Source organism: Mesorhizobium sp. M0898 (assembly GCF_040319695.1).
GTDB lineage: Bacteria > Pseudomonadota > Alphaproteobacteria > Rhizobiales > Rhizobiaceae > Mesorhizobium.
This window is the reverse complement of record NZ_JAMYOE010000016.1, coordinates 1-23,828: the sequence shown is the minus strand read 5'-3', so window position 1 is coordinate 23,828 and position 23,828 is coordinate 1. Positions and strand designations below refer to the sequence as shown.

General features: G+C 63.1%; 31 protein-coding genes and 1 pseudogene. 12 read left to right on the top strand and 20 right to left on the bottom strand.

All coding sequences use genetic code 11. The features are described 5' to 3' along the window. Positions 1-164 precede the first annotated feature (164 nt). Complete coding sequence (locus NKH90_RS17985) at positions 165-344, bottom strand: hypothetical protein (RefSeq protein ID WP_023677659.1); 180 nt, start codon at positions 342-344, stop codon at positions 165-167. Positions 345-476: 132 nt separating this feature from the next. On the opposite strand from NKH90_RS17985, the gene NKH90_RS17980 reads away from it, so the two are divergent. The 3 genes from NKH90_RS17980 to NKH90_RS17970 all read left to right on the top strand — a co-directional run bounded on the left by NKH90_RS17980 (position 477) and on the right by NKH90_RS17970 (position 3,293). After that, positions 477-650, top strand: coding sequence for a hypothetical protein (locus NKH90_RS17980; RefSeq protein ID WP_023677660.1), 174 nt, complete (start codon positions 477-479; stop codon positions 648-650). 94 nt (positions 651-744) lie between these two features. After that, positions 745-2,826, top strand: a complete 2,082-nt coding sequence (locus NKH90_RS17975) for an ATP-dependent helicase (RefSeq protein WP_352820231.1) — start codon at positions 745-747, stop codon at positions 2,824-2,826. Positions 2,827-2,990: 164 nt separating this feature from the next. Beyond that, on the top strand, positions 2,991-3,293 hold the full coding sequence (locus tag NKH90_RS17970) for a DUF982 domain-containing protein (protein WP_023677662.1): 303 nt from the start codon (positions 2,991-2,993) through the stop codon (positions 3,291-3,293). A gap of 12 nt (positions 3,294-3,305) precedes the next feature. Here NKH90_RS17970 and NKH90_RS17965 read toward each other — a convergent pair whose 3' ends face one another. The 3 genes from NKH90_RS17965 to NKH90_RS17955 form a co-directional block, all read right to left on the bottom strand. Next, entirely contained in the window at positions 3,306-4,094 is a 789-nt protein-coding gene (locus NKH90_RS17965; RefSeq protein WP_352684985.1) for a GGDEF domain-containing protein, read from the bottom strand. Positions 4,095-4,224: 130 nt separating this feature from the next. Continuing rightward, a complete protein-coding gene (locus NKH90_RS17960) occupies positions 4,225-4,524 on the bottom strand; it encodes a hypothetical protein (RefSeq protein WP_352617699.1) in 300 nt (99 codons plus the stop codon). A gap of 14 nt (positions 4,525-4,538) precedes the next feature. Further along, positions 4,539-5,051, bottom strand: a complete 513-nt coding sequence (locus tag NKH90_RS17955) for a DinB family protein (protein ID WP_352472607.1) — start codon at positions 5,049-5,051, stop codon at positions 4,539-4,541. A gap of 73 nt (positions 5,052-5,124) precedes the next feature. Here NKH90_RS17955 and NKH90_RS17950 point away from each other — a divergent pair, with 73 nt between their 5' ends. From NKH90_RS17950 to NKH90_RS17930, 5 genes are all read left to right on the top strand, one after another. Continuing rightward, positions 5,125-5,835 (top strand): glutathione S-transferase family protein, encoded by a 711-nt coding sequence (locus NKH90_RS17950; RefSeq protein ID WP_352820228.1) that lies wholly within the window; start codon positions 5,125-5,127, stop codon positions 5,833-5,835. A gap of 313 nt (positions 5,836-6,148) precedes the next feature. Continuing rightward, entirely contained in the window at positions 6,149-6,784 is a 636-nt protein-coding gene (gene bluB, locus NKH90_RS17945; protein WP_352820226.1) for a 5,6-dimethylbenzimidazole synthase, read from the top strand. Between the two features lie 137 nt (positions 6,785-6,921). Continuing rightward, complete coding sequence (locus tag NKH90_RS17940) at positions 6,922-7,218, top strand: DUF1905 domain-containing protein (protein ID WP_352479261.1); 297 nt, start codon at positions 6,922-6,924, stop codon at positions 7,216-7,218. Between the two features lie 244 nt (positions 7,219-7,462). Next, positions 7,463-7,885 carry a nucleoside-diphosphate kinase gene (ndk, locus tag NKH90_RS17935; protein WP_352820224.1) on the top strand — a complete coding sequence of 141 codons (423 nt, stop codon included), beginning with the start codon at positions 7,463-7,465 and terminating at the stop codon, positions 7,883-7,885. A gap of 257 nt (positions 7,886-8,142) precedes the next feature. After that, positions 8,143-8,751: a class I SAM-dependent methyltransferase gene (locus NKH90_RS17930; RefSeq protein ID WP_352684997.1), complete on the top strand. Its 609-nt coding sequence runs from the start codon at positions 8,143-8,145 to the stop codon at positions 8,749-8,751. Positions 8,752-8,826: 75 nt separating this feature from the next. Here the strand turns inward: NKH90_RS17930 and NKH90_RS17925 are convergent, their stop codons facing one another. The 7 genes from NKH90_RS17925 to NKH90_RS17895 form a co-directional block, all read right to left on the bottom strand. Then, on the bottom strand, positions 8,827-9,096 hold the full coding sequence (locus tag NKH90_RS17925; RefSeq protein ID WP_023677671.1) for a hypothetical protein: 270 nt from the start codon (positions 9,094-9,096) through the stop codon (positions 8,827-8,829). A 193-nt stretch (positions 9,097-9,289) separates the two neighbouring features. Beyond that, entirely contained in the window at positions 9,290-10,057 is a 768-nt protein-coding gene (locus NKH90_RS17920; protein ID WP_352820222.1) for a YbaY family lipoprotein, read from the bottom strand. A 65-nt stretch (positions 10,058-10,122) separates the two neighbouring features. Next, positions 10,123-10,602, bottom strand: coding sequence for a molybdenum cofactor biosynthesis protein MoaE (locus tag NKH90_RS17915; protein WP_352820220.1), 480 nt, complete (start codon positions 10,600-10,602; stop codon positions 10,123-10,125). Between the two features lie 3 nt (positions 10,603-10,605). Beyond that, the gene (gene moaD / locus NKH90_RS17910; protein ID WP_023677674.1) at positions 10,606-10,863 is read right to left on the bottom strand and encodes a molybdopterin converting factor subunit 1; all 258 of its coding nucleotides are present in this window, start codon (positions 10,861-10,863) and stop codon (positions 10,606-10,608) included. A 1-nt stretch (position 10,864) separates the two neighbouring features. Then, positions 10,865-11,461, bottom strand: coding sequence for a CDP-diacylglycerol--glycerol-3-phosphate 3-phosphatidyltransferase (pgsA, locus tag NKH90_RS17905; protein WP_352481786.1), 597 nt, complete (start codon positions 11,459-11,461; stop codon positions 10,865-10,867). A 100-nt stretch (positions 11,462-11,561) separates the two neighbouring features. Further along, complete coding sequence (uvrC, locus tag NKH90_RS17900; RefSeq protein WP_352685006.1) at positions 11,562-13,640, bottom strand: excinuclease ABC subunit UvrC; 2,079 nt, start codon at positions 13,638-13,640, stop codon at positions 11,562-11,564. Beyond that, complete coding sequence (locus tag NKH90_RS17895; RefSeq protein WP_352472599.1) at positions 13,637-14,413, bottom strand: SDR family oxidoreductase; 777 nt, start codon at positions 14,411-14,413, stop codon at positions 13,637-13,639. Before NKH90_RS17895 ends, uvrC begins: the two co-directional genes overlap by 4 nt. Before the next feature lie 419 nt (positions 14,414-14,832). On the opposite strand from NKH90_RS17895, the gene NKH90_RS17890 reads away from it, so the two are divergent. Continuing rightward, positions 14,833-15,483 (top strand): outer membrane protein, encoded by a 651-nt coding sequence (locus NKH90_RS17890; protein ID WP_292662341.1) that lies wholly within the window; start codon positions 14,833-14,835, stop codon positions 15,481-15,483. 77 nt (positions 15,484-15,560) lie between these two features. Here NKH90_RS17890 and NKH90_RS17885 read toward each other — a convergent pair whose 3' ends face one another. The 3 genes from NKH90_RS17885 to NKH90_RS17875 form a co-directional block, all read right to left on the bottom strand. Continuing rightward, on the bottom strand, positions 15,561-16,157 hold the full coding sequence (locus NKH90_RS17885) for a glutathione S-transferase family protein (protein WP_352472598.1): 597 nt from the start codon (positions 16,155-16,157) through the stop codon (positions 15,561-15,563). Between the two features lie 486 nt (positions 16,158-16,643). Then, complete coding sequence (locus NKH90_RS17880; RefSeq protein WP_352493235.1) at positions 16,644-17,063, bottom strand: hypothetical protein; 420 nt, start codon at positions 17,061-17,063, stop codon at positions 16,644-16,646. Positions 17,064-17,558: 495 nt separating this feature from the next. After that, positions 17,559-18,089: a DinB family protein gene (locus NKH90_RS17875; protein ID WP_352617672.1), complete on the bottom strand. Its 531-nt coding sequence runs from the start codon at positions 18,087-18,089 to the stop codon at positions 17,559-17,561. Positions 18,090-18,151: 62 nt separating this feature from the next. Here NKH90_RS17875 and NKH90_RS17870 point away from each other — a divergent pair, with 62 nt between their 5' ends. Continuing rightward, the gene (locus tag NKH90_RS17870) at positions 18,152-18,787 is read left to right on the top strand and encodes a TetR/AcrR family transcriptional regulator (protein ID WP_376704967.1); all 636 of its coding nucleotides are present in this window, start codon (positions 18,152-18,154) and stop codon (positions 18,785-18,787) included. Between the two features lie 38 nt (positions 18,788-18,825). On the opposite strand, the gene NKH90_RS17865 is transcribed toward NKH90_RS17870, so the two are convergent. Beyond that, a complete protein-coding gene (locus NKH90_RS17865) occupies positions 18,826-19,578 on the bottom strand; it encodes a sulfite exporter TauE/SafE family protein (protein ID WP_352820218.1) in 753 nt (250 codons plus the stop codon). Positions 19,579-19,695: 117 nt separating this feature from the next. On the opposite strand from NKH90_RS17865, the gene NKH90_RS17860 reads away from it, so the two are divergent. After that, complete coding sequence (locus NKH90_RS17860; RefSeq protein ID WP_352472594.1) at positions 19,696-20,055, top strand: VOC family protein; 360 nt, start codon at positions 19,696-19,698, stop codon at positions 20,053-20,055. A gap of 36 nt (positions 20,056-20,091) precedes the next feature. On the opposite strand, the gene NKH90_RS17855 is transcribed toward NKH90_RS17860, so the two are convergent. The 4 genes from NKH90_RS17855 to NKH90_RS17840 form a co-directional block, all read right to left on the bottom strand. Beyond that, entirely contained in the window at positions 20,092-20,544 is a 453-nt protein-coding gene (locus tag NKH90_RS17855; RefSeq protein ID WP_023677684.1) for a hypothetical protein, read from the bottom strand. 125 nt (positions 20,545-20,669) lie between these two features. Then, on the bottom strand, positions 20,670-21,518 hold the full coding sequence (locus NKH90_RS17850) for a 23S rRNA (adenine(2030)-N(6))-methyltransferase RlmJ (RefSeq protein WP_352771103.1): 849 nt from the start codon (positions 21,516-21,518) through the stop codon (positions 20,670-20,672). Next, a complete protein-coding gene (locus tag NKH90_RS17845) occupies positions 21,515-22,126 on the bottom strand; it encodes a hypothetical protein (RefSeq protein ID WP_352472592.1) in 612 nt (203 codons plus the stop codon). Before NKH90_RS17845 ends, NKH90_RS17850 begins: the two co-directional genes overlap by 4 nt. Before the next feature lie 4 nt (positions 22,127-22,130). Then, positions 22,131-22,802 (bottom strand): TetR/AcrR family transcriptional regulator, encoded by a 672-nt coding sequence (locus NKH90_RS17840; protein ID WP_352820217.1) that lies wholly within the window; start codon positions 22,800-22,802, stop codon positions 22,131-22,133. Positions 22,803-22,887: 85 nt separating this feature from the next. Here NKH90_RS17840 and NKH90_RS17835 point away from each other — a divergent pair, with 85 nt between their 5' ends. Further along, complete coding sequence (locus NKH90_RS17835; RefSeq protein ID WP_352685017.1) at positions 22,888-23,355, top strand: carboxymuconolactone decarboxylase family protein; 468 nt, start codon at positions 22,888-22,890, stop codon at positions 23,353-23,355. A 27-nt stretch (positions 23,356-23,382) separates the two neighbouring features. On the opposite strand, the pseudogene NKH90_RS17830 reads toward NKH90_RS17835, so the two are convergent. Then, positions 23,383-23,754, bottom strand: a pseudogene (locus tag NKH90_RS17830) (phosphotransferase); the annotation flags it as partial. Positions 23,755-23,828: the final 74 nt, after the last annotated feature.

Below are 23,828 nucleotides of genomic sequence, written 5' to 3'. Positions count from 1 at the left end.
CACAGGGGCGTGCCGTCTGTACGCTATCGACCATGACGCTGCGGAAAGACTCGGCTATCCTTGGATGTGCGGCGGGCCTGATCTCCGCCTGGCCGGCGCCATCAGCTTCCTCCCAAGCGGCGCCGGCCACCTTCCTTGACCGGCGCCGACGCCATTTGAGGCGGTCATTGTTTCGGCGGCGTGCCGGGCTGATCGCCGCCGGTCGTCGACTTCGGCACCGGATTCTTGTCGACCTGCGGGTTCTGATCGACCGTGTCGCCAGGGGCCTTGGTCGGCTGGATGTTGTTGTCGCAACCCGCAACAGTCAGAGCTGCCATAAGCAGCAGGATTGAGCGCTTTTTCATCGCAGTCTCCTCTCGCCCGACAACGAGGCGTCGGCGATTTGGTTGCGCGGCCGGTGTCGTTCCCGCATTCGCCAAGGGGCCCGGGAACAAAATGCCGCGTCTCCGGTTGCTGCACAATCAATGGAGGAAGGCATGATCCGTCTGCTCATCGCCGGGGCAATCGTCTATGTCGCCTATCGCGTCGCCAAGAAAGTGATCGATGAGGTGCCCGACGATTTCGATCCGCTGCTGTTGCCACCGCCACAGGACGATCGCGAGGCGCTACGGCGGCAATCGGCAAGGATGGGCGTCGAGCCCGAGCGTTAGTCGACAAGCCTGCCCGCAAGGCTTCTTCGCTCACGGGGCCTATTCCGGCTCCGCAAACCGTTGCGAACAAAGCAGAAACGATGCTTGATGGGCGATGAACCTCGCCGCCCGTGATTCGTCCTTCCAGCCGGCCTATCTGGCGAAGCTCAACGCCGAGCAGCGGCTTGCCGTCGAACATGGCGACGGCAAGATCGCCGGACCGTTGCTGGTCATTGCCGGCGCCGGCTCCGGCAAGACCAACACGCTGGCGCACCGGGTCGCGCATCTGATCGTCAGGGGTGCCGACCCGCGCCGCATCCTTTTGATGACATTTTCGCGCCGTGCCGCAGCGGAAATGGCCAAGCGGGTCGAGCGCATCGCCGGCGAGGTGCTGGGGCGCGATGCCTCGGTGATTACCGATGCGCTGAGCTGGGCCGGCACGTTCCACGGCATCGGCGCCAGGCTGCTGCGCGATTATGCGCTGGAGATCGGTCTCGATCCGGCCTTCACCATCCACGATCGCGAGGATTCCGCCGACCTGATGAACCTCGCCCGCCACGAGCTTGGGTTTTCAAAGACCGAAGCCCGCTTCCCGACCAAGGGCACCTGCCTGGCGATCTATTCGCGCGCCGTCAACGCACAGGCGCCGCTCGGCGAGGTGCTGGGTTCGGTGTTCCCGTGGTGCGCCGGCTGGGCCGAACAGCTGAAGCAATTGTTCGCCCGATATGTCGAGGCCAAGCAGGCGCAGAATGTGCTCGATTACGACGACCTGCTGCTCTACTGGGCGCAGATGGCCGGCGAGCCGGAAATCGCCGCGCATCTGGGTGCGCGTTTCGACCATGTGCTGGTCGATGAATACCAGGACACCAACCGGCTGCAGGCCTCGATCCTGACGGCCCTCAAGCCCGACGGATCGGGGCTGACGGTGGTCGGCGACGACGCGCAGTCGATCTATTCGTTCCGCGCCGCGGAAGTGCGCAATATCCTGGATTTTCCCAAGCAGTTCGCGCAGCCGGCGGAAGTCGTCATGCTGGAGCGCAATTACCGCTCGACCGAGACCATCCTGGCGGCCGCCAATGCGGTAATCGGCGAAGCGTCGGAACGTTTCACCAAAAATCTCTGGACCGAGCGCAAATCTGCGGAAAAGCCGAAGCTGGTCAGCGTGCGCGACGAGACCGAGCAGGCGAGCTATGTCTGCCAGGCGATACTCACCGAACGCGAGGCCGGCACCGTTCTCAAAGCACAGGCGGTGCTGTTTCGCGCCTCGCACCATAGCGGCTCGCTGGAGATCGAGCTGACGCGCCGCAACATCCCCTTCGTCAAGTTCGGCGGGCTGAAATTCCTCGATGCCGCCCACGTCAAGGATATGCTGGCCGTGCTGCGCTTTGCCGAAAACCCGCGCGACCGCGTCGCCGGCTTTCGCGTGCTGCAACTTCTGCCGGGCATCGGCCCTTCGGCCGCCAATGCGATCGTCGAGACCATGGCAAATTCGCTTGACGAGACGATGGGGCTTGCCCGCTATCGGCCGCCGCAGCGTGCCGCCGACGACTGGCCGGGCTTTGTCGCGCTCTATAGCGGCCTGCGCGCCGGCGCGCAAAAATGGCCGGCCGACATCGAACAGGTCAGGCTCTGGTACGAGCCGCATCTGGAACGCATCCACGAGGATGCAACGACGCGCCGGGCCGATCTCCTGCAGCTCGAGCAGATCGCTTCCGGCTATGCGTCGCGCGAGCGCTTCCTTACCGAGCTGACACTCGATCCGCCGGACGCGACCAGCGACGAGGCCGGCCCGCCACACCGCGACGAGGATTATCTGATCCTTTCGACGATCCATTCGGCCAAGGGCCAGGAGTGGAAGAACGTCTTCGTGCTCAACACCGTCGACGGCTGCATCCCGATCGATCTCGGCGTCGGCAGCAAGGAGGATGTCGACGAGGAGCGGCGGCTGCTCTACGTGGCGATGACGCGGGCCAAGGACAGCCTGCACCTGGTCATGCCGCATCGCTTTTTCGTCCATGGCCAGGCGGCGCGCGGCGACCGCCATGTCTATGCCTCGCGCACGCGCTTCATCCCGCGCTCGATCCTCGGCGCCTTCGAGCAGGTGGCATGGGCCAGCGTCCAGGCCAGAGACGATCCGCGCCGCCAGCCGCAGGTACGTGTCGACCTCGGCGCCCGCATGCGCGGCATGTGGAAATAGGCACCCGCCTCGACGTCGGCGCTGCTCGCCCGGCGACCGCTCCCGGAGCCGGCGAAAAAACAATCCCGGCAACATGGAACCTCGCGCCGTGATCCGCGTTTCTGCCCGACCCCCAGACCGGAGAACGGCGTCCGCCGTGACCTCCGCCCATTCGAGAGGCCAGAATGCACGACAGGACGTTTTCCACCCCGGTCGCCCTAACCGTTGGCGCCGGCTACAAGCGTACGATCGCTTCGTTCTCCGAGATGCACGAATTCCTGACCGAGTTCCCGCCTTCGCGCCGCCGGCTGAGCTATGGCGCCGCGGTGAAGGCCTGCGAGGCGGCACGTGCCGGCGATATCTCGGCCGAAGCGGCACGCGACGCCCTGATCACCTTTGCCGTAACGGCAGGCATCCTCTGGCCGGCCGCCCAGCCGGCGGTCTCGGTCAAGCCGGTCGCCCGGGGCCTCGGCGGCTACGCCGCCTGACAGAAACGACCATCAATGGACCGTCATCGGGCCGCCGCCCGGCGGGTCGCCCGCTGCCGCGGTTTCGAAACTGACCTGATCACGGCCGTTCGATTTGGCCCTGTAAAGGTGCTTGTCCGCCACCACGAACATCTCGGCGTAGGTGGTCGGCCCGCTGAAGGCGACGCCGCCGATGCTGACCGAGAGAGGACAGGGCCGGCCGCCAGGCGAGAACTCCGCCTCACGGACGCGCCGGCGAATTGTCTCCGCCACCAGCCAGGACTGCGAAGGATCTGCGCCGGGAAGGAAAACCGCAAATTCCTCGCCGCCGATCCGGCCGACGATGTCGGCGCCGCGCAGCTGGCCCTGGATTGTCCTGGCGATCAGCTTGAGCGCCTGGTCTCCGCAGTCGTGGCCGAGGCGGTCGTTGACGGATTTGAAATGGTCGGCATCGACGATCAGCAAGGCTCCGGCATTTACGACGGAATGGCTGCGGGCCTGTTCGAGATAGGCCTCGACGAGCATGGAAAATGCACCCCGGTTGAATACCGCCGTCAGGCTGTCGGTCGCCGCGACGACGGCCAGTACCTTCTGCGCGATCGCCAGCTGGCGCATTTTCCACATGAGGAAGAAGAAGAACGAGCTGGCCAGGACAAGCGGCAGCAGCAGGTCTGTGAGCTGCGCCCGCCACAGCGCTTCCGGCGACAAATACGGGAAATTGAAGGAATCGACGAGGAATGCGGCTGCAATGCAGACTGCCGTGCCCGCGACGGTAACCGCCACGACCCTGCCCCAGCTCGTCGGGGACAAATCGATCTGCATGCTTTTGCTCCTGCTTCAGCCGGCTACCTTGAAGCAACAGCGCAAACGAAGTCCTAAGACTTTGCTTCAATTCGATCGCAGTCGAAGCGAAACCAGCCGTCGAGATGGCGGCCAGATAAGGAGATCGGTCCTAAATCAGCTGCCGTCTGATGCTCATCCGGGTGACCGCGGTCACAAGAATGGCGCCGATCATGAAATAGATGGTCGCGACAATGTCGCCCTGGTGGAAATAATAACCGGAGTTGAGAAGCGCCAGGACCACGGCGAAGAACGCCACGAGGCGCAAGGGTTCATTGGGCATGCGTGCCAATTCTCGCTGTTGCTGCTGAATGCTGCTGAAGCGGCCGCCCTCACGACCGTCCGCTCCATAAAATGTTTCGGCGCGTTTTGCAATCTCGGCAGATTGTCCTCTATCCACCGTCCGCGTCACCAGCCGCCCCAGATTCAGGCGAAAGCCCTGCCCTCCTCGCTGCGCTGGAACATCGTCAGGTCCAGTCCGAGGCTTGGCTTGCCCAGAATGGTCAGGATCGCATGCGCCTGGCCGCGGTGGTGGGTCTGGTGGTTGAAGAAGTGGTCGAGCGCCGGCGCCAGCCGCTGAGAGACGGTGCGCATATCCGAGACGGTCATGTAGGAGAAGCGGCCCGACAGCGCCTTGTCGCTCAGGCCGTCGACCCAGTCGATGATCCGTTTGTCCTCGGCCTCGCGCGCCAGCCGCAAGCCTGGCAAGGCGCGGTGCAGGACCGTGTCGAGCCTTGCCGGCGCGTCGCCCTCGCCGGTGAAGCGTTTCATCCAGATACGGTCGGCTGCCAGGAGGTGGTTGAGCGTTCCCATCATCGAACCGAAGAAGACGCCGACATTGCGGTCGAACTCTTCCTCGTCGAGATCGGCGGCGGCATCGTAGATGCGGCCGTTGGCCCATTGATTGTAGGCCGCAAACATCCTGAAATGCTGTTTCATTTTCTCCCGACCTGCGAGACCCCCTGCGCGGGTCCGTTTCGGGCATAGTTAGACTGCAAGGACGCTGCCGCCAATGACCATTCTGCTCTATGACCTTGTCGGACGCGATGCCGCCCGCCCATTCAGCCCACATTGCTGGAAGGCGGCGATGGCGCTGGCCCACAAAGGGCTCGACATCACCAGCGTGCCGACCCGTTTCCTCGAAGTGCCGAAGGTGGAAGGCGGCGTCTCGAAGCTCGTTCCGGTGATCCGAGACGGCGAGACGGTGGTCGCCGATTCCTTCGCCATCGCGCTCTATCTCGAGGAGGCCTATCCCGAGCGGCCGACATTGTTTTCCGGCGACGGCGGCAAGGCGACGGCGCGCTTCATCGAACGCTGGTCGCAGCTGACCATCCATCCCTACGTCACCACCGCGGCGATACTGGACCTGCACGCCATGCAGGACGAGGCGAACGCCGCCTATTTCCGGCAGAACCGCGAGCAGCGCTTCGGCGAGCCCCTGGAGGCGATTTACGCCACCCGCGACGCCGGGCTCGCCGACTTCCGCGCCTCGCTGGAGCCGCTGCGCTCGATGCTTGGCTATCAGCCCTTCATCGGCGGCCGGTCGGCGCTGTTTGCCGATTACATCGTCTTCGGCGCGTTGCAATGGGCGCGCATCGCCACGCCCTACCGGCTGCTCGACGACGGCGACGTCGTGGCGCAATGGTTCGAACGATGCCTCGATCTCCATGGCGGCCTCGGCCGCAACGTCGCGGCGGCCGCGATCTCCCGCCTTGAGAGTTGAAATCGGCAGTTTTCATCGGCGGCGGCACATTTTGTTCTTGCTTTGTGCCGGCAGCTATGCTACTAATCTCGATATGGTGATGATTCGCACCGACGCCCGCCCGGCCTGCCGAGGCGGGTTTTGTTTTGCCGATCGAGGTCCAACGGCGAAGATCGCGGCGATGTCGTCCGGCCTTAGCTGAAAGTTGCCAGCCGGCGAAATGCGACAATGCGGGTAGACGAAGTGTCGCTCGAAGCGCCTCATCAGCGCCTGGATCGAAGCAAACAAGACGAACATCCGGCGAACCGGGCAATCACAACAAAGGCAGCGCGCCATGACCGCAAACCCAGAGTTCCCGGCCGATTTTCGCGCTGCGCTCGCTAACCTTTTCCTGTGGCGGCGCGACGTCAGGCGATTTAAGCCGACGCCGCTCCCCGATGGAGCGCTGGAGCGGCTACTGGAGCTTGCCAGCGCCGCGCCGTCCGTCGGGCTGAGCCAGCCCTGGCGCTTCGTCGTCGCCGAGAGCGAAGCATGCCGCGCCGCCGTCAGGGCCTGCTTCGAGCGCTGCAACGCGGAGGCACTCCAAAGCTTTTGCGGTGAACGCGCCGCCCTGTATTCGCGCCTAAAGCTTGCCGGCCTGAATGAGGCGCCTTGCCAGCTTGCGGTTTTCGCCGACCGCGCAACCGAGCAAGGGCATGGGCTCGGCCGCCAGACCATGCCAGCCACCATAGACTATTCGGCTGTCATGGCGGTCCACACGATGTGGCTGGCGGCGCGCGCCGAAGGAATAGGCATGGGCTGGGTCTCGATCCTCGATCCGGCCGAGATGGCGACGATCCTGGATGTGGCGCCGGAGTGGACGCTGATCGGTTACTTCTGCATCGGCTACCCCAGCGAGAACCACAGCGTGCCGGAACTGGAACGGGAAGGCTGGGAAACGCGGCGGCCGTCTATCGTGACAAGGCGGTAGTGGAATGGCGCGGGGAAAAATGACTCCTTCCTGCAGGGCTGTGGATGTCATGGATGGTTTCGCCGATCGTCATCATTGCCAGCAAGACACCATGGCAAAGCCAGTCGTGACGGGCTTGACCTGAGGAAGGGCATAGAATGTTTCGCTACGACATGCAGGCCGAGATCTGGGTCTATCCGGGCAAGGGCGGCTGGCATTTCGTGACGCTGCCGCCGGAGCTTGGAGCCCGGATCAAGACGGCGATGGTGGGGATGGCAAGACCCTGGGGCTCGCTTGGCGTGGAAGCCGTCATCGGCCAGACCAGATGGCGGACATCGCTGTTTCCCGACAAGAAATCCGGCAGCCTGCTCTTGCCGATCAAGACCGCGGTGCGGGTTCGCGAAGGCCTCGGGGCTGGCGACACGGCCAACCTGACGATCGAGATGCAGTTATGACGACGTAGTCTCAGGCTGGCGACGACGCGCTATAGGGCGGCCAGTCGGTCGGCTCCAAAGTGGGTACCGGTTGTCGGAAAATCCGATGCTCAGCAAAAAGATGAGCGGCGGCATGGTTCGACTTGAAAGTCCGCTGCCCCAGCGCAGAAATGCGCGCTGCACCGGCCTCCCCTTGGCAAGCCGGCGGGCGGCTTGTATAGAGCCCGCCACCTTCAATTCCACTCTCCATCACAAGGACGATCCCATGGCGCTCGAACGCACTTTTTCCATGATCAAGCCGGACGCGACCCGTCGCAACCTCACCGGCGCTATCACCAAGATACTGGAAGATGCCGGCCTGCGCGTCGTCGCTTCGCGCCGGGTGTGGATGAGCCGCCGCGAGGCGGAAGGTTTCTATGCCGTCCACAAGGAGCGTCCGTTCTTCGGCGAGCTGGTCGAATCCATGTCGTCGGGCCCGACAGTCGTGCAGGTACTGGAAGGCGAGAACGCCATTGCCAAGAACCGCGAAGTGATGGGCGCCACCAATCCGACAAGCGCCGCCGAAGGCACCATCCGCAAGCTGCACGCGCTGTCGATCGGCGAGAATTCCGTGCATGGTTCCGATGCGCCCGAAACCGCCGCGCAGGAGATCAAATACTGGTTCTCGGACACCGAGATCGTCGGCTGAGCCGGCATCCCGAACCCCATCAAGAAGGCCGGCACAAAGCCGGCCTTTTTTGCTAAAGCGCGTCGCGTTCGACCGGCCTCCTGCGACGGGCTTCAGGTTCTTGTCTTGATGCATGTCGTTATCGCAAAACCGCTGCACAGTTTTGCGCGACATGCAGTGGCGGACATTTTCAGCTTCAGGCTCCTCGACGGGTCACGGGTGCGTTAAGCTCGGAGGGGCGGATCAAACGCGGTCCCGACAATGGAGCCGACCAGGCCATGACCAGCACCATTCCCGGTTTCTTCCAAGGCACCGAAATGCCAACCGGCGGCTGGTGGGAAGCGCTGTGGCCCGAGCCCGCCAGCGTCCTGGCGGCGGTCGGCATGAAGCCCGGCACGGACGTGGTCGATCTCTGCTGCGGCGACGGCTGGTTCACGCTGCCAATCGCCAGGGTCGCCCGTCATGTAATCGCCATCGACATCGATGCCGATCTGCTCGAAGTCGCCAGGCTGCGGCTGGCCGAAGGAGGCGCGAGCAATTGCGAGTTTTTGGCGGGCGACGCCTATGAACTTGCCAGGCTGGTGCCTCAAACCGTCGACTTCGTCTTTATCGCCAACGCTTTCCACGGCGTTCCGGATCGGCCGCGGCTTGCCCGCGCCGTGCGCGCGACGCTTGGCCCTGCCGGTCGTTTTGCCATCGTCAACTGGCACCAGTATCCGCGCGAGCAGACCACGGTCCTGGGCGAGCCGCGCGGGCCAAAGACCGAGCTGAGGCTGTCACCCGAACAGACCACCGCGTCGGTGGAAGCGAGCGGGTTCAAGCTCGCCGAGCTGGTTGATGTGCCGCCCTATCACTATGGCGCGGTATTCAAACTCGCGACGAATTGAGAAATATCGCATGAAATGCGGCATCGTCGCCCGATACATGTCGCCCGCCGCCCCCTAGCGGCGGGTTCTGCCAGTCTATTTCGCCTCGCGTTCCTTCACGTTCGCATGTTCGTTCGCCGCTTCCGTGTCGGTGGACGGGGTCTTGGTCTCTTCACCTGAAAACGGGCTGCCCTGCCCCGGTGCGAGATCGCCGCTATGGCCGGCCTTGTTGGTCTGGAACGGTTGGCTGTCCGCTTTGAGACCGTGGTCAAGAGCATTGACGAGATGGTCGTCCGCCTTGGCAAGGCCGGTAAAGGCAAGGAGCGATGCACCGGTGGCGGCAAGGATAAGCGTGTGCGTTTTCATGTCTGGACTCCTTTGAGTTAAGGCCAGAACGAGCCGCAGCCATTCTGGCGGCTTCAACGAAGGGACAACGTCCCTTTTGCCTTACCCGCCATTTTATGTGGAACTAACGCGCCCTCTGCCCGGCCTATTCCCGCTGAAACACAATGTGATCGGCATGCAGCTGCCGCAGAGAGTAATCGGCTTGGGTGATGCGCTAGCTCGCGGCGTTGAAGCGCAGGATGTCGCGGCCGTCTCTGTCGGCGATGACAAGCTTGCCGGCGTCGACGTGGTAGGATGCTGCTTTGGCCAGCGCCTCGAACAGCGCCTTTTCCTCGGCCATGACCTGAGGCGCGCAGGCCTTGAAGGTCGAGCCGATGTCGCTGACGGCGATCGTCGAGCCGTCTACCTTGGCAGTGGCGAAATAGACGTTGCAAGGGCCGCTGCCGCCGGCCTTGCCGGCTTCGCTGATGCGGAATGTCGCCCGCGGCTCGGCAATCACGCCGACACCGTCGATATATTCGACCAGCCAGCTTTGGCCGAACACCGAGGCTGCCGCCGGCGCATCGCTCGGCGCCGCCATTTTCAGCATGATGGTCTGTGGCGCGTCGCTGAGCGGGTCGACCTGATGGCGCGCATCTGTGACGAACAGCAGCCGGTCGTCGACAGTGATGCGCGCCTGCAGCGCGTAGGTCATATCAGGCCGGATCACCCGCGGGTCGAAGCTGATCTCGAACTTGATCGGCACCTGGCCGGCCGGCACCACCTTGCGCTCGCCGATGATTGCGGCCGGCGCGTCGGCCAGCGACACGTCGGCAAGCTGCACGGAAAGCACGGCATTGGGCGGCAGCGCGATGCGCTCGCGATACATCACCTCGCCCTTGAGGGTCTTTTCGGCAGCCGCGGAACGATCCGGGACGGCCAGGATGCCGACGGCCAGCGGCACCAGTCCGAAGATGAAGAACTCGGCGATCCTGTCCAGCATGATCCTGCTCCCCTTCCGGCAAAGGGTTTCGCAGGATTACGGTCAATGAATGGCTGTCGCGGGATTTATTCGGACGGCGGCTGCTTCCAGCGGCTCGCCGCCTTGTCGTCGGCATCCTTGGCGTCGACCCAGCCGCCCTCGGAACCGTCGCTATGGTGTTCCTTTTTCCAGAACGGCGCCCGTGATTTCAAATAATCCATCAGGAAATTCGCGGCCTCGAACGCCGCCTGCCGGTGGGCGGAAGCGGACACCACCAGCACGATGTTTTCGCCCGGCGCGATCTTGCCGTGGCGATGGATGACGGTGAGCCCCTGCAGCGGCCAGCGCTCGATTGCCTCGCCGGCGATGCGGGATATCTCGGCTTCCGCCATGCCGGGATAATGTTCGAGCTCGAGCGCCGAGAGCCTGCCTTGCTCGTCGCGGCAAAGGCCGGAGAAGGTCACCACAGCGCCGATGTCCTTGCGACCCCTGGTCAGCCTGGCGATCTCGGCGGCGACGTCGAAATCCTCAGCCTGGATGCGCACGACGGGCACCACCGCGGACATGGTTCAGCCACCGGTCATCGGCGGGAACAGCGCGATCTCGCGCGCGCCGGCAATTTTCTCGCGGTGCTCGACATGTTCCTGGTTGATGGCGACGCGGATCACGTCAGGATATTGCAGCGCGTTCTCGTACTCCTCGCCGCGCGATTTCAGCCAGCGCAGCAGGTCGGCGACCGTTTCGATGCCGGCCGGCAGTTCGACCTCTTCCTCCGGTCTGCCGATCCGCTCGCGCACCCAGGCGAAATAGATGAGCTTCGTCGACATTCTATTCATCCATGATGTGCTTGAGGCCCGCGCGGAAATAGTCGTAGCCGGTGTAGAGCGTCACCAGGGCTGCGATCCACAGCAGCACCAGCCCGGTCTGCGTGGTCAGCGGGAAGATCTTGTCGCCGGCGGGACCTGCAAGCAGGAAGGCGATGGCGATCATCTGGATGGTGGTCTTCCATTTGGCGAGCTGCGTCACCGGCACCGAGACCTTCAAGGCCGCCAGATATTCGCGCAGGCCCGAGACCAGGATCTCGCGGCACAGGATGATGATCGCCGCCCACAGCGACCAGCCGGCGATGCCGGCATGGCGATCGGTGTCGGCGGCGAGCAGCAGCAGGCATGTGGCGACGAGCAGCTTGTCGGCGATCGGGTCGAGCATCTTGCCGATGTTGGAGGTCTGCTGCCAGGCGCGCGCCAGATAGCCGTCGAAGTAATCGGTGATCGAGGCGAGCAGGAAAATGATGAGCGCCGACCAGCGCGCGAAGTCGCTCGATTTCAGATGCCCTTCCAGGAAGAAGCACAGCACCACCAGCGGCACCGCCAGGATGCGGGCATAGGTGAGCATGTTGGGCAGGTTGAATGCGCGCTGAGCCATGTTTTGGGAACTCTTTCTGCCTGCTTAGTCAAATCAGAAGCGAATGTGGGGGGTCAACAGGCCAGAATCGATTAGCCAGCCGAAATGTCGGCAATACGTCTTAGCTCTCGTGAAAATGATTGTAGACCAATTTCGCCACCTGCTCGGAAATGCCGTCGACCTTGACCAGGTCCTCGACGGCGGCACGGCTGACCGCCTTGGCCGTGCCGAAATGCATCAGCAGCGCGCGCTTGCGGCCAGGTCCGATGCCGCTGATCTCGTCGAGCGGGCTCTTGACCATCTCCTTCTTGCGGCGGGCGCGGTGCGAACCGATGGCGAAGCGATGGACCTCGTCGCGCAGCCGCTGCACGAAATAGAGCACCGGATCGCGAACGGGCAGCGAGAATGGGGCCTTGCCCTTGACGAAGAAGCGTTCGCGGCCGGCATCGCGGTCCTGACCCTTGGCGATGCCGATGGCCACGACGCGGTCCTCGATGCCGAGATCGGCGAGGATCTCGCGCACCGCCGTCATCTGGCCCTGGCCGCCGTCGATGAGGATGACGTCGGGCCAGGCGGGGAAGCCGCCCGCGTCCTCGATATCGTCGCCCGGTTCGGTAGGGCTCGCCTCGCCCGCGCCCTCGGTTTGCGGGGCGTCGCCATGTTCCTTCAACAGCCGCGAAAAGCGCCGCTGCATCACCTCGCGCATCATGCCGAAATCGTCGCCTGGCGTGATCTCGGTCGAGCGGATGTTGAACTTTCGATACTGGTTCTTCACAAAACCTTCCGGCCCGGCGACGACCATAGCGCCGACGGCATTGGTGCCCATGATATGCGAGTTGTCATAGACCTCGATGCGCACCGGCGGTTTTTCCAGGCCGAAGGTCTCGGCAAAGCCAGTGAGCAGCCGCGCCTGGGTCGAAGTTTCGGCGAGCCGCCGGCCGAGCGCCTCGCGCGCGTTCTGCAGCGCGTTGTCGGTCAGGTCCTTCTTCTCGCCGCGCTGCGGCACGGAGATCGACACCTTGCGGCCGGCGCGGGTGGAGAGGGCCTCCGCCAGCAATTCCTGGTCCTCGACGCCATGCGACAACAGGATGGTGCGCGGCGTCGGCTTGTCGTCGTAGAACTGCGCCAGGAACGATCCCAGCACCTCGCCGGCTTCGAGCGCCGGATCGGCCTTGGGAAAATAGGCGCGGTTGCCCCAGTTCTGGCCGGTGCGGAAGAAGAACACCTGGATGCAGACCTGGCCGCCCTCCTGATGGATGGCGAAGACATCGGCCTCATCGACGGTCTGCGGATTGATGCCTTGATGGCTCTGCACATGCGACAGCGCCGCCAGCCGATCGCGATAGATGGCGGCGCGTTCGAAATCGAGGTTCTCCGAAGCCTGCTGCATGGCGGCGGAGATCTCCGTCTTCACCTTCTGGCTGCGGCCGGAGAGAAAATCCCTCGCCTCGGCGACAAGCCTTGCATAGTCGCCGTGCGAGATTTCGCCGGTGCACGGGCCGGCGCAGCGCTTGATCTGGAACAAAAGGCAAGGCCGGGTGCGGTTCTCGTAGAAGGAGTCGGTGCAGCTCCTGAGCAGGAAGGCGCGCTGCAGCGAGTTGATGGTACGGCCAACCGCGCCGGCCGAGGCGAAGGGGCCGAAATAGTCGCCCTTGCGCGAGCGCGCGCCGCGGTGCTTGTAAATACCGGGCGAGACATGGTCGCCGGTCAACAGGATATAGGGGAACGACTTGTCGTCGCGCATCAGCACGTTGAAGCGTGGCCGCAAGCGCTTGATGAGGTTGGCTTCAAGCAGCAGCGCTTCGATCTCGGTGCGGGTGACGACGAACTCCATGGTCGATGTCTCGCGCACCATGCGGCCGATACGGCTGGTGTGGAACCGGCCTTGCGCGTAGCTGGTGACCCGCTTCTTCAGGCTGCGTGCCTTGCCGACATAGAGCACGTCGCCGGCGGCATTCATCATGCGGTAGACGCCGGGCGCATTGGGCAGCCGCTTTACCAGCGTCTGGATCACCTCGGCGCCGACCATGCCGTCGGCGTCGCCGGCATGCGGGGTCCAGTCGATGGCGGTGAAGGTAACGTCCGGACCGCTGGCTGCAGGCTCGACGACTTCCTCGGCCGCCTCGTCCTCGAGGTCGATTTCGGGCGGCAGGTCGTCGGCGCCACCGCGCGTTTTTTGTTTCTGGTCCATGGGGCTCATTCCGTCATGCCTGTCACATCGGGCGTCTGCCATGCAAGATGCTGGCCGCCGTCAAGCGCGATCATCTGGCCGGTGACCGAGCGTGCCGCCCAGAGATAACGGATAGTGGCACCGAATTCCGGCAATTCCGGGCCGCGTTTCAGGATCAGCCCGGCAATCTGGGCATCGAAATCGCTGTCGTGCTGGCGCGTGTTCTTCAAGGTCGGGCCAGGACCAATGGCGTTGACACGGATGCGGGGACCCAGCGCCTGCGCCATCATCTCGGTCGCCGCCCACAAGGTCGACTTCGACAGCGCATAGGAGAAATAACGCGGCGTCGGTCGCCAGACGCGCTGATCGATCATGTTGACGATCAGCCCCTCACTGTTCTGCGGCAAGGCCCGGGCGAAAGTCTGTGCCAACAGCGCCGGCGCCTTGACATGCATGGCGAAATGGCGATCCCAGGCCGGCCAGTCGAAATCCTCAACGCTGTCGTGCTCGAACAGCGAGGCGTTGTTGACCAGCAGCGACACCGGCCCGAGCGCCGCCGCCGCGCGACCGACCAGGTTGCTGACGGCGTCCATCTCGGTCAGGTCGGCAGCAATCACTGCGGCCCGGCCATGTCGACCAAAATGACCACTGTTGATTTCGGCCGCCAGTGCCTCCGCCTCGGCCAGCGAGCGATTGCAGTGAATGGCGACGGCAAAACCATGCGCGGCAAGATCTTCGACGATCGCCCTGCCGATCCGTTTCGCACCGCCCGTCACCAGTGCCGTCGCGGCGACCTTGCTCATCTGTCAATCCTTAATCCGATGCCGATTCCGGCCTGCCGGGATCGCGCCGGCAAATTATGGCCCGCCAAGCGTTAAATCCCATTTCCACCTGGGGCAGGATTGTGGCAAAGTGCCCGGTGGGCGTTTTGGCTCGACCGGAATTCGGGCCAGCCCGCCCGCAATATAGGGCTCTGGAGCCCTTACACCAAGCCGTGTGCAGTGCAGCACGGCGAACCTGCTGACATTCGCTGTTGCGAAGATGCAACGTCAAGGTTCTGCCTCATTCGTGCCAGGGAATGACCCAAGTTCAGGTTCGCTTCAGCCGCATTTCGACACGACATTTGGAACCGTTGAACGCCGGATCCGTTTCATCCCCCGGACGGGTTGAGGGCGCTCATAAACAACAAGCCTGTGTCCTGTGGCTTAAGGAGTAAAGAACAATGCAAGCCAATCTTAAATTTGCGCGACCGCTCGCGGTGGCGTTTGGGCTGTTCGCCCTCGGCGGAACCGCCTATGCCGCGGACGTGGTTCAGGAAGAGCCGCCGGCACCTGCCCCGATCGCAGAACTTCCGGTCGCATCCTGGGCCGGTCCCTATGCCGGTGTGAGCGTCGGCTACGGCTTCGCCGGCCACGCCAAAGCCAAAGACATTGGTGTCGACGTCGACACCAAGGGTTTTGTCGGCGGCGTCTTCGGCGGCTATAATTGGCAGCAGGAGAACTTCGTCTACGGTGCCGAAGCCGATATCGGCTACAACGGCGTCAAGGGCGACGATGCCGGCATCGAGGCCAAGGGTGGCTTCGAGGGCTCGCTGCGTGCCCGCCTCGGCTACGCTGTCACCCCGGACATCCTGCTCTACGGCACCGCCGGTGGCGCGCTGAAGAACCAGAAGATTGAAGCTGCCGGCGTAAGCGATACCAACACGCAGTTTGGCTGGACAGCCGGCGTCGGTACCGACATCAAGATCACCGACAATGTGTTCGGCCGTGTCGAGTATCGTTACACGGACTTCGGCAGGAAGGACTTCGACGGTATCGGCAAGGTCAAGTCGACCGACAATCGCGTCACTTTCGGCGTCGGTATGAAGTTCTAAGTCGTCCAAGCCACGACACGAAAAAGCCGGGCCTCGCGCCCGGCTTTTTTTGTGGCACCGGTTGAGGCCGCCCGCCCTCAAGCCGGGATGGCGGGCTTCAGCTCCGGGAATTTCTCGTCGAAGCGTGCCGCCCAGCGCGTCAGCCGGCCGCGGCCCTTTTCCCATTTTCCAGCGAAGCGCAGCGAGAGATAGCCGAGGCAGGCGCGCAATGCGATCTGGCCGAGGGTGATTTTCTTCGGCAGCTTCGGCGGGTTCGCGTTGAGCAGATCGAGCGCGTCCGAAATCTTCGTCCACTGGCGCTCGAGCCAAGGCTGGTAGACCATCTCTTCCGGCCGTGTGCGCCGCTCGTAGACCATCGACAGCGCGCAGTCGCAGATGCCGTCGGCCAATGCCTCCAGCACCTCCGCCTCGAGGCGCTTGTCGGGATTGCGCGGAAACAATGCGTTCTTCGACATCCGGTTGAGATGCTGGGTGATGGCGCGGCTGTCATGGACCGAGCGGCCGTCGTCGAGCACCAGCACCGGGATCTTGCCGAGCGGATTGGCGCCGATCAGCGCGGCCGGTCTTTCCTCGGTCTTTATCGGCACGAGATCGACGGCGATGCCGGCATGAAGTGCTGCCATGCGCACCTTGGAACTGTAGGGAGAAGTAGACGCGTAGAGCAGTCTGGGCATTGTCGATTCCTGTTTGCCGGCTACAGCTCCATATGCCTCATTGGACGCGCAAAGGATGCGGTAGCATTGTGACTTCGCGCATGACCCTCACCGAAAATCGATTCCGACAGGGGCTCGTGCATGGGCACTGTTGACCGATCATGCAGGGTTCATCAACGGCCAGAGGCGGAAAACCCCGCCGCCAGCGTACAACCATTGTCTCGCGTTCGGATGCGATGAATCGGAGGTGCGTCGGCAGACGCGAGCACGTCGGACAATCCAGATCCGAGCAACTACCAACTAGGCCTTGCACCGAAGGTTTGGTTTTGGCAGCCACAAAAATCCCACCGGACTTCGCCGCACGGCGAAGTCCTGGGAGCTGCGAAAAGATGTCTTCCTCCCGCCTCTTTCTCGTCCTGCCCGACCGTCAGCCAGCAAGCGAGGCGCCTATTAGGCATCCCGCCATGGCTGTCTTGAGTACTGTCCCCGGCGATCGGAGAACGGCGACTACTTCTTGGCCTTCGCCTTTGCGGGCGCTGCCTTCGGCTTGGCCGCGGGCGCTGCTTTCTTCACTGCTGCAGAAGATTTCGCAGCGGCGGCCTTTGCCGGTGCTGCCTTCTTCGCAGCGGGCTTCGCCACGGCCTTTGCAGCCGGCTTCTTGGCCGGTGCAGCCTTGGCCTTGGCCGGTGCTGCTTTCGCCTTGGCAGGTGCTGCTTTCTTCACGGCCGGTTTTGCCGCGGCCTTGGCGGCCGGCTTTTTGGCCGGCGCTGCTTTTGCCTTAGGCGCAGCGGCCTTCGCTTTGGCCGCGGGTGCTGCTTTCTTCACAGCAGTTGCGGCCTTTGCCGCGGCTGCTTTTGCCGGTGCTTTCTTTGCCGGTGACTTTGCCGGTGCCTTGGATGCCGGCGCTTTGGATGACTGCTTAGCCATATCATGCCCCTTCCGTTGTGCCGACGGCCGTTATTGACCCGGCGCGCATTGCATATCTGACTCGCGGCTTGCTAGCCAGCGAAGCATTAGAATGATTTTTGCAGCTTAAGTTTCGGTTACGGCGAGCGCGCGACCATTTTACCCGCGCAAAAACCGGCTGCGAATCTTTGTGTCCCGCAGCGAAGTTCTGCGACAGAAATTCTGGTCGCTCTATCTCGACCGGTCTTCTCGTCAAGCTCAGGACCTTTTCGACCAGCTTTTGCGCTTCAACGTCCGACGCTCAGCGCGAACATTGTCAAGAACGAAGGCGGTCGCCCGCCTCGTCTTGTTCGAAAAGATAAACTACAGGTAAGTAGGAAGCAACGCGACGAGCACGCCGCTGCACTATCTTGCACGACGCGATGAAAGTAAGCAGATAGCTCGCATTTCTGAAGGACAGGATATCGCTCGATAGATCCGGTCGAGCCGACCTCGTGATCGAATGCGCTCGGCCGTTCAGGCGCCGAGCGGCTCACGGCTCATCTGCAGCCGGCGCGAAGGCTCGGCCCTGTGGAGATGGACGGCGAAGGTATCCCATGGCGGCATGACCGAAATCTGCGCCAGGATGCGCCCCGCTTCACCGCGATGATAGCCGCCGTGCAGTACGACGTGGGTCAGCATTTCCTGTCGCGACATCAATGCCTTATCCCCGTCGGTGAACACGAATGCGACGGACTCGGACAGCTGCCGCGACGAAACGGTTTCGAGATAATCGAGATACCAGCGATCGGTCGCTGCGACCGCGGCGCGAAGTTCGTCGAACGCCGGCGTGTCCTCGGTGGTGTCGGCGGAGTAGCCATGGCTTGCATCAACCAGGTGCGCCGAGAATATCCGCGACACCACATGGCTGTGATCGATGAGCCCTATCACGGCCTGCCGTTCCTTGCCGTGAACATGCGGGTCGAGACTCGCGAGCTTTTCCAGCAGTTCGTCATTGGCCCAGGCCTGATAGGCAAACAGGCTGCGAAGCAGAGCGAGCGCATTCATGGTCGGTGTCCTTTTCCGGAAATGCGAGTATGTTGTTTATATTTTCAGGAGAATGGGCGAACGTGTCTACTCGCATTGCAAAACCGCATCCGCGCATGCGCAAACAGCCGCGCCAGGCGCGTTCCAGGGCAACCGTCGAGGCGATCATCGAGGCGGCGGCTCATGTTCTGAGCGGGCTGGGCTGGGCCGGCTTCACCACCAACAAGGTTGCCGAGACAGCAGGTGTAAGCATCGGCACGCTCTACCAGTACTTTCCCGACAAGCTTTCCCTGCTCGCTGCCGTCCGGCGCCGTCACTTCGATCATGTGCTGTCGGTCATTCGCGATTCGGCGGAAGACCAAAAGCCGCTAAGGAAATTCGCGCAGGAGCTGGTGCGCGGCATGATCGCGGCGCACAGCATTCACCCGACACTACATCAGGTGCTGCTCGACGAGGCGCCGGGCGATCGCGGCTCCAGGGCCGCCCATGCTTCGTTCCAGGCACAATACCTCAATCACTATGCGACTGCTGTCGCCACTTATCGCAAGCCAAGGAAAGGCGCCGACACGGAGACCGTGGCGCGCGTGCTGTCGTCAGCGATCGAAGGTGTGATCCACAACGCGGCACGCCGGAACATGCTCGCCGCGCCGGAGCTGCAAAAGCAACTCGTCGAACTGATCTGCGCCTACCTATCGGGAGCAGGCCGCATCGGTCGATAGCGCATGGCACGGCGGAAGTCGGGATTTCTGTGTGTCGTTCAAACCCGGCTTATGAGGCGCGGCAAGGACGATGCCAACAATGCCGCACCTGATGCGGCCAAGAGTGTGAGGACGATCTTTCGAAAAGTCGCCTCGCTAACGCCGATGTAGAGTCTCGCGCCAAGGAGTGTCGGTATCAACATCGCCGGCGCGACGAGGGCAAACATCGGCAGCATTTCGAGCTTGATCTTTCCGGCCGCAAGATAGGCAGCCATCGTCATGGAGAGGGTCACAAGGTTGAAATTCTGGATGACAATACGCTGCCTGTCCTTTTCCCATTGGCGCAGCACGCACCACAGCGTTGGAACCGGGCCGGTGAAGCCGCCAAGTCCACCCATGATGCCGCCGACCAGACCTATTGCACCGTCTGCAACAGGACCCCCGACCGTGATGGGAGGGAGGCGAGGCGCAAAGAGCATCAAGGGACACCAAACGACCAGCAGCGCTCCGAACACCAACTTGAACAACTGCACATCCAGCAAAGGCAGGATGGCGACACCGACCGGAATCCCGATGATCCCCCCGATCAGGAATGGCAGCAGAAGCTTGAGGTCGAAGCCCCGGCGGACGGTGACGGCGGCGATGATCTGGCCGGTGAGCGCCCCAAAGACCGCCATGGCGGCAGCAAGCTGGGGCTCCACGGTCCAAACCCAAATGGACATGGCAACCAGGCTGAAAGCGAACCCGGAAAGCCCCTGGACGAAGCCTGCAACGACCGCGCCGAGAGTAACAGTATAAACAAGCGAATCCATGTGGTGCTGTTTCCCCCGCAAAATGATCGATGTGGTCGGTTGGCGTTGACATGCATGGAAGTCTCCGATTTTCGCAACCTCGTCCGACCTTGGACCCTCAACACCAGAGAGGTATGAATGTCCTCCTTGCCGAGCTTGGCATTTGTCACATGGTTTTCGGCTGATCCCAGATCAGCCGCGGCTTTCTACGCGAATTTTGGAATTGTCTTCAGGCAAGAGCAGCATGGCTCCGGTCCGATACATTTCGCGTTCCAAGGTGAAGGGCTTGCGATCGAACTCTACCCGGCAGAAGCAACGACGCCGGAAGGAGCGGGAACGATGATCGGCTTCGAAGTCGCCAACGCAGATGAAGCTGCTTCTGCCGCCAAGGCCAACGGCTTTGGAATCATTGCGGACGTCAAGGCGACGGCTATGGGCAGACGTGTGATCGTCCGTGATCCTGATGGCCGTCAGGTGTTCCTTTTCTCGACCACCTAAGTGACGCAACAATCCGTCGGGATCGGAAGGCGCTGGTCAGCGCAGGACGCGGCACCGGCCGTTGTAGACCATCCAGCGGTCGAAGCCCGAGACGCAGAATTCGACATTGTCGCCGATCGAGGCAAAGCCCTGGCCTTCCTCGATCAGGTACCAGATGGTGCGAGCGCCGCCGTCGGAGAGGCTGACGGTGGCGCCGCAATAACGGCGGCCGATCGGCCAGGTGTCGTCGGCCGGCAGATAGCGATGCTGGTGGATGCGCTGGAAGTCGACGATCTGCACATCCGGCAGATGCGGCACGTGATGCACCTGATAGGAGAAGCGGTCGGTGATCTTGTTCAGCACCCAGGCCTCGCCGCAGACGCCGCTATCCTCGTCGGTATAGATTGCAAGGTCGGCCGCCTGGACTGCCTGGGTGACGCCAAGAGGCGCGGCCAGCGGCGTGCAAAAGGCGAGCAGTGCGGCAAGGGCGGATTGGGCGAAGCGAGTCATGGCAGCCTCTCAAGGTCGACTGCGCGCACTGTGCGGATTCGCTGACGCGCGGTCAAGCGGTTGTAGCGACCGTGGTTGTGGTGACGATGGTTGCGCTGACGGAACGGCAGGGCCGCGCCCTCAAACTACTCTCCCGCCAGCCAGTCCAGCGTCCAATGCGACGGCTGCTCAAGTGCAAGCAGCCGGTGCAGCGCCGGCAGCAGCGTCCGTAACTCGCCTTCCAGCGTGAAGGGCGGATTGACCACCACCATGCCGCAGCCGTCGAGGCTCGGCTCGACGGCGTCCGGCCTGATCTCAAAACCGATGTCGAGCAGCTTCGAAATGCCCGTCTGCTTCAGCGCCTTGCGGAAGGCGGCGACCGCCCTGCGGTCCTTGAGCGGATACCACAGCGCGTAAATCCCTCCTGGCCAGCGCCGATGGGCTCTTTGCAGCCCGTCGACCAAGCGACCGAACTCGCCCTCTTCCTCGAAAGGCGGATCGATGAGCACGAGGCCGCGCTTTTCCTTTGGCGGCAGATGCGCGCCGAGGGCCAGCCAACCGTCGAGCTCGATCACCCGGGTCTGGAAGTCGCCGTCGAACAGCGCCTTCAGCCTGGCGGCATCCTTAGGGTGCAGTTCGACCGCCGACAGCCGGTCCTGCTTGCGCATCAGGTGCCGGGCGATCAACGGCGAACCCGGATATTTTTTCACGCCGCCGTCCGGATTGAGCGAGCGGACGGCTTCAAGATACGGCGCCAGCAGTGCTGCCGCCGGCGCATCGAGGGCCGCATCGACGAGCCGGCCGATGCCGCCTTGCCATTCGCCGGTCTTTTGCGCTTCGGTCGAGGACAGATCGTAACGGCCGATCCCGGCATGGGTGTCGATGACCCGAAACGCCTTGTCCTTCTGTTTCAGATATTCAATCAGCCGGCTGAGCACGACATGCTTGACGACGTCGGCGAAGTTCCCGGCATGGTAGGCATGGCGATAGTTCAATTGGAGCCCCTGCCCCAGCGCGGCGGTGGCGGCTGCGAGTTCGGATTTTCCGGCCGGCGGCCGCCGAAACGGAATGCCAGCACCAGCCCGACCAGGCCCGCCGCCATCAGGGAAAAACCAACCGGGCGCGCCCGGCGGTCGACCTCGCCGGCCCCCGAGCGCAGGACGAGATCGACGGCCCGCATCGGAATGCCTTCGGCGTCGCCCGGACCGACGGTGAAGATGTAGGAACCAGGGGTAACGGTCGGGATCAGGCCAGCCTCGTCGCGAAAGATCCTGTCCGGCAGTTGCGGGCTGACCTGGCGCGGATTGTCGGAATGGTTGAACTGCAGCGTCGAGGCGAGCACCGTCCTGCCGCCGGTGGCGGCAGTGAGGGTCAACACAGTGCGCTGCTGCGAGACGATGCGCTCGGCTCTTGCCGTAAGGTCGACCAGCAGGCGTAGCGGCCCGTCGCGTGCGCTCAGGGGCACGGTCACCGGCTTGAACCGGCCCTGGTCGTAAACTCGCCAGGTGCCGATCTCACGGCCGGAGAAATTGGTCATCGCCCAGGGATAGACGACGCCGATGCCGGTACCGATGAGCAGTATCAGGGCGAACAGGGAGCGCATGACATCAAGACCCGGTGTTCGGCGCGATGGCGCGGTCGCGGGCGTTCTCCATTTCGTCCAGGAGCATGTCAAGGCCAAGATCAAACGTCCGGTCGAAGTCGGCGGTGCCGAAATAACGCCCGGCCGCAGCTATTTTTGGAAAATCCTGCGCCAGTTGCTCGTCGCTGACGATGGTCACGGCCGAAGGCCCCTTTGCATAGCCGGCAGTCTCGTCGAGGATGGCACCCATCAGATAATAGCCAGTGGTGCGGAACAGCCGCGCACCCAGTTCCGGTCCGAAGCCGCCGGCCTCGAACAGGCCAAGGATGCCGTTCAGCCAAGTGAGACACGTCGGCGAATTCATCCGGTAGGTTACAAGGAACGTGGCAAAGGCCGGGTGCTCACGCGCGACGCGGCGGAAATCCTGCACGGCAATGCGTAACCTTTGTCGCCAAGGGAGGTCCGCGTCGGGCATTTCGAGGGAGCCGATCAGCCGATCCACCAAGGCTTCGAAGAGATGCGCCACCGAAGGAAAGTGGTGATAGATGCTCATGGCTTCGCAGCCGAGTTCTGCCGCCAGCTTGCGCATCGAAAACCCGGCGAGGCCCTCGCTCTCGATCACCTTCAAAGCGGCATTCTCGATCATCTCGCGAGACAGCCGGCCGCGCGGTCGCTTTTTTTTGATCGATGTGTCCATGGTGCCGCTTGACAACTTACGATGTAAGGTTCATTTTCGACGTTACCTTACACCGTAAGGCCAACAAACGCCAGAGGAGAATGTCATGTCTGCCTATCGTACTCTTTCATCAACGCATTCTTCCATCCGCCGCGCCTGCCTGCTCGCCGCCACCTGTGTGCTGACCCTGGCTGCAGCTCCTTCTTATGCCGATGAGTATGACGCGACCGTCAAGGACATCCAGTCGACCATGGGCGGCGTACCGAGTTTCGTAATGCAGTTCCCGAAAGTCGGTCTGCCTGGTGCATGGGCCGAGGTCAAGGCCATCCAGCTCAGCGACAAGACGGCGCTGCCGCCGAAGGTCAAGTCGCTGATCTCGCTGGCAGTAGCGGCGCAAATCCCGTGCAACTACTGTATCTGGTCGGACACGCAGGACGCCAAGCGCGCCGGCGCCACCGACGAGGAGATCCAGGAGGCGGTCGCCGTTTCAGCGCTGACCCGCCATTGGAGCACCATCTTCAACGGCATGCAGGTCGATTTCGATACGTTCAGGAAGGAGATGGGCGGGCAGTAATGCTTTCGTTATTCGAGCGGGACGCGTTCAGACTGAATTAGCCTTCCCGCTTCGACTGTTTGTGTGATCCGCCAGCACCTCATCGATGACCCGCCACGATTTTTCCGCCTCGCGCTGGTTGCCGTCATGTCCCGAAGCGACGATCAGCGCCTTCCACAACGCCCAGCCCCGTGCGCGCGCCCAGCTGTGCTCGTCAAGGGCAATGGCGTCGCGGAACGCCTGACGGCTCTCGCCGTAAAATTCCGTCCACGCGATCACCAGATCACAGGCAGGATCGCCGATAGCCGAACTACCGAAATCGACGACCGCGTAGAGCTTGCCATCTTCGACGAGCAGATTGCCCGAGGCGACGTCGCCATGGACCCAGACCGGCGGGCCCAGGCCAAACGAGGCCACGGCCCGACGCCCCCCCCCCCCCCCCGCGCGCGAGTAGAAGACGCCCCCCCCCCCCCCGCACGCCGCACGGGGGGCGG

Bases quoted from the DNA above. Each gene is read 5' to 3' on its own strand.
- NKH90_RS17865 (WP_352820218.1), bottom strand. From the start codon at position 19,578: ATGGATTCGCTTGTTTATACTGTTACTCTCGGCGCGGTCGTTGCAGGC.
- NKH90_RS17835 (WP_352685017.1), top strand. From the start codon at position 22,888: ATGTCTGCCTATCGTACTCTTTCATCAACGCATTCTTCCATCCGCCGC.
- NKH90_RS17940 (WP_352479261.1), top strand. From the start codon at position 6,922: ATGTTTCGCTACGACATGCAGGCCGAGATCTGGGTCTATCCGGGCAAG.
- NKH90_RS17915 (WP_352820220.1), bottom strand. From the start codon at position 10,602: ATGTCCGCGGTGGTGCCCGTCGTGCGCATCCAGGCTGAGGATTTCGAC.
- moaD (WP_023677674.1), bottom strand. From the start codon at position 10,863: ATGTCGACGAAGCTCATCTATTTCGCCTGGGTGCGCGAGCGGATCGGC.
- NKH90_RS17975 (WP_352820231.1), top strand. From the start codon at position 745: ATGAACCTCGCCGCCCGTGATTCGTCCTTCCAGCCGGCCTATCTGGCG.
- NKH90_RS17860 (WP_352472594.1), top strand. From the start codon at position 19,696: ATGTCCTCCTTGCCGAGCTTGGCATTTGTCACATGGTTTTCGGCTGAT.
- bluB (WP_352820226.1), top strand. From the start codon at position 6,149: ATGACCGCAAACCCAGAGTTCCCGGCCGATTTTCGCGCTGCGCTCGCT.
- NKH90_RS17920 (WP_352820222.1), bottom strand. From the start codon at position 10,057: ATGCTGGACAGGATCGCCGAGTTCTTCATCTTCGGACTGGTGCCGCTG.
- NKH90_RS17930 (WP_352684997.1), top strand. From the start codon at position 8,143: ATGACCAGCACCATTCCCGGTTTCTTCCAAGGCACCGAAATGCCAACC.
- NKH90_RS17955 (WP_352472607.1), bottom strand. From the start codon at position 5,051: ATGAAACAGCATTTCAGGATGTTTGCGGCCTACAATCAATGGGCCAAC.
- NKH90_RS17855 (WP_023677684.1), bottom strand. From the start codon at position 20,544: ATGACTCGCTTCGCCCAATCCGCCCTTGCCGCACTGCTCGCCTTTTGC.
- pgsA (WP_352481786.1), bottom strand. From the start codon at position 11,461: ATGGCTCAGCGCGCATTCAACCTGCCCAACATGCTCACCTATGCCCGC.
- NKH90_RS17875 (WP_352617672.1), bottom strand. From the start codon at position 18,089: ATGAATGCGCTCGCTCTGCTTCGCAGCCTGTTTGCCTATCAGGCCTGG.
- NKH90_RS17895 (WP_352472599.1), bottom strand. From the start codon at position 14,413: ATGAGCAAGGTCGCCGCGACGGCACTGGTGACGGGCGGTGCGAAACGG.
- NKH90_RS17965 (WP_352684985.1), bottom strand. From the start codon at position 4,094: ATGCAGATCGATTTGTCCCCGACGAGCTGGGGCAGGGTCGTGGCGGTT.
- NKH90_RS17950 (WP_352820228.1), top strand. From the start codon at position 5,125: ATGACCATTCTGCTCTATGACCTTGTCGGACGCGATGCCGCCCGCCCA.
- NKH90_RS17980 (WP_023677660.1), top strand. From the start codon at position 477: ATGATCCGTCTGCTCATCGCCGGGGCAATCGTCTATGTCGCCTATCGC.
- NKH90_RS17970 (WP_023677662.1), top strand. From the start codon at position 2,991: ATGCACGACAGGACGTTTTCCACCCCGGTCGCCCTAACCGTTGGCGCC.
- uvrC (WP_352685006.1), bottom strand. From the start codon at position 13,640: ATGAGCCCCATGGACCAGAAACAAAAAACGCGCGGTGGCGCCGACGAC.
- NKH90_RS17880 (WP_352493235.1), bottom strand. From the start codon at position 17,063: ATGGCTAAGCAGTCATCCAAAGCGCCGGCATCCAAGGCACCGGCAAAG.
- ndk (WP_352820224.1), top strand. From the start codon at position 7,463: ATGGCGCTCGAACGCACTTTTTCCATGATCAAGCCGGACGCGACCCGT.
- NKH90_RS17885 (WP_352472598.1), bottom strand. From the start codon at position 16,157: ATGCCCAGACTGCTCTACGCGTCTACTTCTCCCTACAGTTCCAAGGTG.
- NKH90_RS17840 (WP_352820217.1), bottom strand. From the start codon at position 22,802: ATGGACACATCGATCAAAAAAAAGCGACCGCGCGGCCGGCTGTCTCGC.
- NKH90_RS17845 (WP_352472592.1), bottom strand. From the start codon at position 22,126: ATGCGCTCCCTGTTCGCCCTGATACTGCTCATCGGTACCGGCATCGGC.
- NKH90_RS17985 (WP_023677659.1), bottom strand. From the start codon at position 344: ATGAAAAAGCGCTCAATCCTGCTGCTTATGGCAGCTCTGACTGTTGCG.
- NKH90_RS17890 (WP_292662341.1), top strand. From the start codon at position 14,833: ATGCAAGCCAATCTTAAATTTGCGCGACCGCTCGCGGTGGCGTTTGGG.
- NKH90_RS17925 (WP_023677671.1), bottom strand. From the start codon at position 9,096: ATGAAAACGCACACGCTTATCCTTGCCGCCACCGGTGCATCGCTCCTT.